Raw genomic sequence first — 8,005 nt, 5'->3', positions numbered from 1 at the left:
CCATTCCCTCCTAGGATAGGACTCTCTGTATGATCTTGGTAAATAAAATTACTTAACACAGCCAATTTCTGCACTTTTTCAATGACCCCTGGATATAGCTTTACATCTTTCACAATACCCCCTTTAGAAATATTCTCTTTTCCTACTTCAAACTGAGGTTTTACCAACAAAACAAGATCTGAATCTGGTTCCATAAACGCGTGAATAAAGGGCAGAACTTTTTCTAAAGAGATAAAAGATACATCCACAACACATAGCTGCGTCATTTCGGTAATCAATTTATTATTGAGCTCTCTAACGTGTGTCTTCTCAAGGTTTATTACGCGCTCATCTTCTTTGAGTTTCTGTGCCAACTGGTCTCGACCCACATCAACAGCAAATACTTTGTTAGCACCTCTTTCCAGTACCAATTCTGTAAATCCACCCGTACAAGCACCGATGTCCATCACTGTTTTTCCAGTAGGGTCAATTCCCCAAAGATCTAATGCTTTTTCTAGCTTAAGTGCACCACGAGAGACGTATTGTAATTCCTGACCTAACAATTCTATTTTTACGTCAACTGGAAATTTCTTCCCTGGCTTGGTGAGTAATTTTCCTTCCACAAGAACCCCTGTTTCTTTGATTAACTCTTCCGCTCTTACACGTGTACTTACCAATCCTCTGTTGATCAAAATTTTGTCCAGTCTCTCTAATTCCACTTTTCTAGCTTTTAAGGCTACAAAAATAATACATAGTTGTGAAAAGGAGCCTATCGGTTTGATGGTTCGAATGTTTGAAAAGTTAAAATTTGAGGTATTTAACTGATTTAAGCTTGGTGTGCAGCGAAAATTTGAAAAATTCTAATGTTGTATTAAAGATTTAAACATTGATCTAAGGTCTAGTAATTAGAGAAGATAAAGAAAATACACGCTCTTTGTGCTTTGTGATAAAGCTTTGAGATTTCATTGGTTAAAAGCCGTTATATCTCGTGACCAAATAGTCTTTTTGAATTTTAATCTTTAAACTTTGAATTAATAATGGCAAAGATTTTGCGTTATACTCTGTGAATATAAAAACTTGAAAATATGAAATGGACATTTGGTGCAGCTATCGTTTTGAGTTTAGGCTTGGGGTTGGTAAGTGCGACTGCCGTTAAATACCCTACAGCAAAGAGCAAAAGTTTTGAAGCAGGAGAACGATTAAGATATAGAGTAAGTTACGGTTTTGTTGATGCAGGTGAAGCCATCTTGACGGTGAATGAAACCTCAAAAAAATCTCCAACGGGAAGAAAACTCTACCACATGAAAGGTGAAGGAAGGTCTTTGGGAGCATTTAATGCTTTTTACAAAGTAGAAGATGTTTACCAAAGTTACATGGACCAAGAGGGTGCTTTTCCATGGGAGTTTATTAGAGATGTTTATGAGGGGGGACATGAAATCAAACAGAATTACACCTTTAGACAAGACAAACAAACCGTAAACACAGGAGAAGAAACGGTAAAAGTACCTTTAGGTGTTCAGGATATGATCTCCGCCTTTTATCACGCGAGGACTTTAGATTTTAAAAACATGAAAGTAGATCAAGTTACCACCTTCGATTGTTTTATGGACGGTGAACTTTGGCCACTTAAAATGAAATATAAAGGAATAGAAAACGTTAAAATAAGAAAGGGCGAATTTGAATGCATGAAGTTCGTACCTGTAGTCCAAGAAGGACGTTACTTTAAAAACGAGGAAGATGTTGAGTTTTGGGTAACCAATGATGGAAACAGAATACCTGTATTAGTAAAAGCGAAAATAGCAGTAGGTAGCATTAAAATGCACCTCGTTGAATGGGAAGGTTTGAAACACGAGCTTGCCAAGAAATAAAATCAAAGTGTTAGTACACTAGTGTATGAGGGAGGTCACAATTTGATCTCCCTTTTTGTATAGACTTCCTTTCTACCAGCAACAAAAGCATCACCCTGCTGTAGGGATTGAAACAAAAAAGCGCCACATAAGCAAGAAGCCTGATGTAGCGCTATATATTCTCTGGCTTTGCAGCCGAAGTATTTAACCAGAAGTTACGGTGTAGTTTCGATCATTTATTTAAGTAAATCGAAAGACAACCAAAACTTCTTACTGCTTAATTATTTTCTCTGAAACTACTTTTCCATCTACTTGCAATTCTAAGGTGTATACTCCTTTTGCATATGGGAAGAGCATTTCTATTTTTTGTCCGTTCTCAAAGTTGAAACTTTCTACTAGTGCCCCTTTAGCATCGAACAAGCGCGCAGTTACCGGACCTTGCTCCGTTGGAACGGTAATAAACAATTTATCGCTCACTGGATTTGGGTAAATATTGAATTCAAAAGCATCTGCTTTATCTAACCCCACCTTATCTATCACGAAACACTCAGAAGTATCTGAACAATTTTGCCCCGTTGCAATTAAGGCATAACTACCATTGGCCGTTGCTACAAAAGTAGACCCTGTTTCACCTGGAATTGGCGCATAATTATTATTACAGTCCACCCATTGATTTTGTAAATTACCACCTGCAAATGTTGCCAGAGTAATTGGGTCAACTTCATTTACAACTGCTTCAACATCTTCAATAAATAAATCTAAAGTTCTCACAGAATCACAACCAAACACCGAGGTATAAGTAGTTGTATATACTCCTGTTGAGCTGTAGGTATTTCCATCTTCTATCCACAGATAATCACCGCAGTAGTTAACCGTTTCTGTAAAATTATACGATGGATTCACTTGTAAATCTAGCGTAACCAAAGAATCACAACCATTGATGGTTTGCAGTGTTTCTGTATAGATTCCAGAACTGGTATACGACTGATTATTTGCTGGCCAAACATAAGAACCACAAGCCATTTCAGTTTGTGTGGTCGCAACGGCATTGTTTATCGTCAACTGTAAAGTAATCGTACTATCACATCCTAAGGCATTGGCTATCACTGCTGTGTAATTCCCTGATGTGTTGTAGGTATTCCCATCAACAGGCCAGATATAAGCATCACACTGCGTAACCTGTTGGGTTGATGAATTGGGTTGACCAATGTTTAAGTTTAAGGTAACAGTTGAGTCACACCCTGCAGTACTTAATACAGTTTCCGAATAAGTACCACTGGCATTATACGTTTGTCCGTTCAACGCCCAAGTATAAGCCCCACAAGTATTCACATTTTGAGTACTTGAAGCTGCGTTACTAAAACTTAGGTTTAACGTAACCACACTATCACAACCATTCACATTACTTAAGGTTGTTGTATAGTTCCCAGCTGAGGCATAAGTTTGTCCATTAGCTGGCCAAGTATATGCGCTACACGTTGTAATATTTTCTGTTGTATTATCTGCCCCCAAAACGGTAAGATCTATAGCTACAATACTATCACACCCTCCAGCTCCTGTGAGCGTATCTGTATAAATACCAGTAGAGTTCCAAACGTAGTTTCCACTTGGAGAGGTGTAGTTGGCACAAGTTGAAGCAGGAATTGGAGAACCAGCTACTGGTGTAAAGCGAATATCATCTATGGCGATATCTGATTCAAAATCCCAACCTGTAACACCTCTTATTCTCAACTTTACGGTTTCACCTTGGTGTGCTGATAAATCTACGTTTTGCGTGAACCATTGGTCTCCTTGGTTTCCAGAAAGCACCGGTACATAATCTTCGTGCCACTCATTGTTATAGAAAAGATCTACGTGAATTTGCCCCATATGACCACCATACATGTGGTAGGCAAAACTAAAGTTATAGGCTTGTGTAAGTTTAATACAGTTCGACGCTAAGGTCGCAGTGTTCTGAAAACAACCATTCGATGCCTCTAAATAAACATATTTACCCGCTGCTGTTCCTAAGGTGTTATCAACACTTGGTCCTGTCCCAGTAGAAGGTGTACCTCCAGTATCAACTCTCCAATCTATATCATCTTCGGTTCCATTAGCTAGGTTTATCCAATTAGAAGATAAACCACAAACCGTTGCTCCACAATTATTAGAGGTAGAACATGTGGTTTCCGCTTCAAAATTTTCATTGTAATCACAAGGGTAATCTGCCTGACCTACAGTAATGTAAGCCGTTTTTGTTTCTACATCACTTCCTTGTGCATTCGTTACCGTTAGTGCAACTGTATAAGTTCCTGCGTCAAAGATAACTTCAGGGTTTTGAGAGGTAGCACTCGTACTATTGACATATTGAAAAGTAGAGGGTGTAATATTCCAAGACCAACTGTTAGGTGTGAAATTAGAAAGGTCAGTAAAACTCACCACACTACCTTCACATGCTGATTCTGATGTTGAGGTAAAACAAGCCACAGGAGCCAATCCCCCTGGATCTTTTAAATCACTCCTCCACAACCCTTGTCCATAAGTAGCCGCCAAAAGTTGACCTCCACAACTCACGTTATCGTATTGAATTTCTAATTCGAAAACTTCACAATTCGGTAAATTTGTCTGATAAGAAACCCAATCCGTTAAATTATCATCGATGTAATATACACCTACATCCATACCCACATACATAGCATTCACAGAACTTTCATGATCAATAACTATAGTATTTAAAGCTATGTTCGGTAAGGTTCCTGAGATATCTACCCAAGAGGAACCTCCATTATTCGATTCATAAATATTGTTGTTTAGTGCAATAAATAAGTGATTCGGATTGGTTGGATCTATTTCAATATCACTTGGTTCATTACTCACAGGTAAATTAGCTCCTAAATCCACCCATGTTGGTGTAGCTGTAGTTGCATTCGTTGATTTCCACAGTTTATTATCTCTTCTTGAAACATAAACTACATCACTATTCGAAGGTGCAATAGCAATATCTCTTATTTTCTGAGAACCTGAAAACGTTGTTATTTGTGTAAATGTCGCTGTAGCCTTCACATCTGTACTTCTCCAAACATTCTCCATCCCCACTAACATGGTATTTGAGTTATTTGGGTCTAGCTTATAGGGAGTAACCCAAGCTCCAGATTCTGAAATTGAACTGGTAATTCCTGAGAAATTATTACCTCCATTGGATGACCTTCTTATGTCACCATAATACAAAGCACCATACATGTAATTGTCATCGGTTGGATCTATAACGCACTCCATACCATCACCTCCAATTACAGTATAAAAATCATTCGCCGCTGTTGTATAGCCCGTTCCATTATCTTGGAAACCGGTAATCACCAAATCCTTCGTTTGTTGAGATACACCTATCTTGTAAATTTGGGCAATCGCTAAACCACTTGAAATATCTGTCCAGTTTGTACCATCATCCATCGTATAATATATTCCACCATCATTACCATTGTAGAGTATGTTATTATGTGGTGAAAATTCTAGCACGTGTTGATCGGCATGAACACCATCAATACTCCCTTGGGTTCCTACCCAATAAGAAGCACAACTCAAATTCATTCCGCCATCCGTAGATTTCCAAATATTGATACCTCCTGCGTATATTTCGTCTGCATCCAAAGGGTTTGCTACAAGAACTAAATCATACCATGCCTGTGATGCATTTCCTGAACCATCTGTTTGATAACCTAAGATATTTGGTGTGGTACTACGCGCTGAAAATGAAATCCCTGAGTTCGTTGAACGATAAATTCCTACTAAACCATTCCCGTCTCCTGCCAATAGATATACCCAATTCGGTTCATCTGGAGATACTGCTAAAGCCATTCGAGAAGGATTAGAGGGTACACCACTTGAAATTTGAGTAAAGTTTGCTCCACCATTGGTTGATTTGTGCAATTCCGAACCTGAAGCGTAAACGATATTTGGGTTTGTTGGATGAAGTGCAATATCCTTCGGGTTCATCCCTAAACTGGCAGAAGAAGACCAAGTCGCCCCACCATCAATCGTTCTATAAATTTTTTGATTAGAAGCTGCAGCATACATACTATCCGCATTGTTCGGATTCATAATCAGCTCATTAATGGTAATATTCCCCATCCCTGAATTATGTGCTGCCCACGTTGCACCACCGTCTGTTGAACGCCAGACCCCGTAACCTGGAGCATCTCCTCCATCTCTATCTCCCGTACCTATGTAGATTGTATCTGGTTGGGTAGGGTGAATAACAATACTTGATACTCCTAAACGCGTCAAACCCGCTGAATATTCTGTCCACGTTGCACCGTGATCTGTTGTTTTCCATAAACCTCCAGCCGGTGCCCCCACGTAGATAATGTTCGTATCCGTTGGGTGAAAGGCAATCGCAGAAAGTCTTCCGTTTCCATTCAACTGACCTGTCAAATTAGTGGGTAAAGATTTTGGTCCTACCAAACTCCAAGTTCCACTTCCCGCAACATATGATTTTGCCTGTGGGTGCGCTGCATTGTACATGAGCATTTCATTGAGTACATGTCCAGGACTAGGAAAAGTTCCATCTGAATTGACTCTACTCTCCCAATAATATTCCCATCTTCGGAATTGTTTTATTCCTTTTCCAGAAACATAAGGTTGACCACCGAATTCATCTTCGAAAGCTTCTTGTAGATCAAAAAAGTTTTGGTGGGCTTGAGAATTATAGGATCTCCAATCTATAGATTGACCATAGGTCATAGCAATGGAGGCTCCGCAAGCAAATGCGAGCGCAATGAGTTTAATAAGTTTCATTTTCTAGTTTTAGCAACGTAACAAATTTAAAATTAAATGCTTAAGCTAAAAATTAAAACAAAAAAAAGTGCCCCGATTTCTCGGAGCACTTCATCTACTGTATATGCACTACTTACTTTGAGTAATATAGCTTCGTATAGCCATCCTCGTCGTCTTGACGAACAACTAATTCTTTACTTTTAAGTGTTTCAATTTTAAGTACATCGTAAGAAGTATCTTCTGAATCGTCTCTAAATTGAATTTCTTCATCCTGAACTCTGTATTCTCCAGTTTCAGAAAACTCATAGGTGTTTCCGAAAGCTTCATACGAAATAGAAGAAGAATAAGAGCAAAATTCCTCATCAGCTAATTTACATTTATTGAAAGTAACTTCACCATTAGGATCCTCATCTGTTACGGTTACAGATCCATCACTTTCTTCAATTTTATCTAGTATCCAAGTTCCTTCTAACTTATTTACGGCTCTTTGTTCTTTTGTACAAGCGAAAGCTATTAGCGCAACCGCAGCAAGCATAAATACTTTTTTCATAATAGTTATTGTTTTTGGTTCTCTCAAACTTAATGAAATATCAGAAAGGATAGTTAAACGATATATGAACTTTTCTTATTAAAAATTTTTCGTATGTGTACATAAATTATTCGCATAAAAAAGCCCCTACCCAAAGGCAGAGGCCTTACATTATGCCCTATACAAGGTTAAATATTACTTCTCATCTTCCATTTGAAAATTTTGTAAATCCACAATTTAAATCGGTAGAACACCAAATACATTGCGGGTACAATAATCAATGTTAGGAAAGTTGCGAAGGTTAAACCGTAGATGATTGTCCAACTCATAGGCGAGAAGAATATATTGTTATCTCCACCTATGAAAATGTTTGCATCGTATTTTGTAATCAAACCAACGAAATCAATATTCAAACCTATCGCCAATGGAATTAAACCAAGAATGGTTGTGATTGCCGTTAACAATACAGGTCTTAACCTCGTCTCACCTCCACGTACGGTTGCTTTAACAATTTCGCTGTAAGGCAACTGTTCGTTCTCCGTTAAACCAAGCTCATCACGTCTTTGCGACCTCAATAAATTGGTGTAATCTATCAATACAATAGCATTATTCACCACAACCCCAGCCAACGCAATGATACCAATCATGGTCATAATAATTACGAAGTCCATTCCACTAATAATTAAACCTAAGAACACCCCAATAAGAGATAATACTACGGCAAATAAAATAATGGCCGGTGTAGAGAATGAGTTAAACTGTGTTACAATGATCAATAAGATTAAGAATACTGCGATTAAAAGCGCTTTACTTAAGAAAGCCATCTCCTTCGCCTGTTCGTCTTGCTGACCCGTAAATTTGTATTTAATGGTAGAAGGCAAGTTACCTTCTTCCACGT

The 8,005-nt window shown here is 38.3% G+C and carries 5 protein-coding genes; 1 reads left to right on the top strand and 4 read right to left on the bottom strand.

What is annotated here, in order from left to right:
- Positions 1 to 698 (bottom strand): TlyA family RNA methyltransferase (locus tag R3333_RS10380; RefSeq protein WP_318958726.1); only part of this gene is annotated, 698 nt, incomplete at its 3' end.
- Positions 699 to 1,064: 366 nt separating this feature from the next.
- On the opposite strand from R3333_RS10380, the gene R3333_RS10375 reads away from it, so the two are divergent.
- Complete coding sequence (locus R3333_RS10375; protein ID WP_318958725.1) at positions 1,065 to 1,847, top strand: DUF3108 domain-containing protein; 783 nt, start codon at positions 1,065 to 1,067, stop codon at positions 1,845 to 1,847.
- A 249-nt stretch (positions 1,848 to 2,096) separates the two neighbouring features.
- Here R3333_RS10375 and R3333_RS10370 read toward each other — a convergent pair whose 3' ends face one another.
- The 3 genes from R3333_RS10370 to R3333_RS10360 form a co-directional block, all read right to left on the bottom strand.
- The gene (locus R3333_RS10370; RefSeq protein ID WP_318958724.1) at positions 2,097 to 6,599 is read right to left on the bottom strand and encodes a VPS10 domain-containing protein; all 4,503 of its coding nucleotides are present in this window, start codon (positions 6,597 to 6,599) and stop codon (positions 2,097 to 2,099) included.
- A 112-nt stretch (positions 6,600 to 6,711) separates the two neighbouring features.
- Positions 6,712 to 7,128: a lipocalin family protein gene (locus tag R3333_RS10365; RefSeq protein WP_318958723.1), complete on the bottom strand. Its 417-nt coding sequence runs from the start codon at positions 7,126 to 7,128 to the stop codon at positions 6,712 to 6,714.
- Between the two features lie 167 nt (positions 7,129 to 7,295).
- A partial coding sequence (locus R3333_RS10360) for an efflux RND transporter permease subunit (RefSeq protein WP_318958722.1) occupies positions 7,296 to 8,005 on the bottom strand: 710 nt, incomplete at its 5' end.

It is taken from the genome of Lishizhenia sp. (assembly GCF_033720595.1).
Classification (GTDB): Bacteria; Bacteroidota; Bacteroidia; order Flavobacteriales_D; family Crocinitomicaceae; genus Lishizhenia.
Note: the sequence above shows the minus strand (reverse complement) of the source record. Positions and strands in the feature narration are given on the sequence as shown.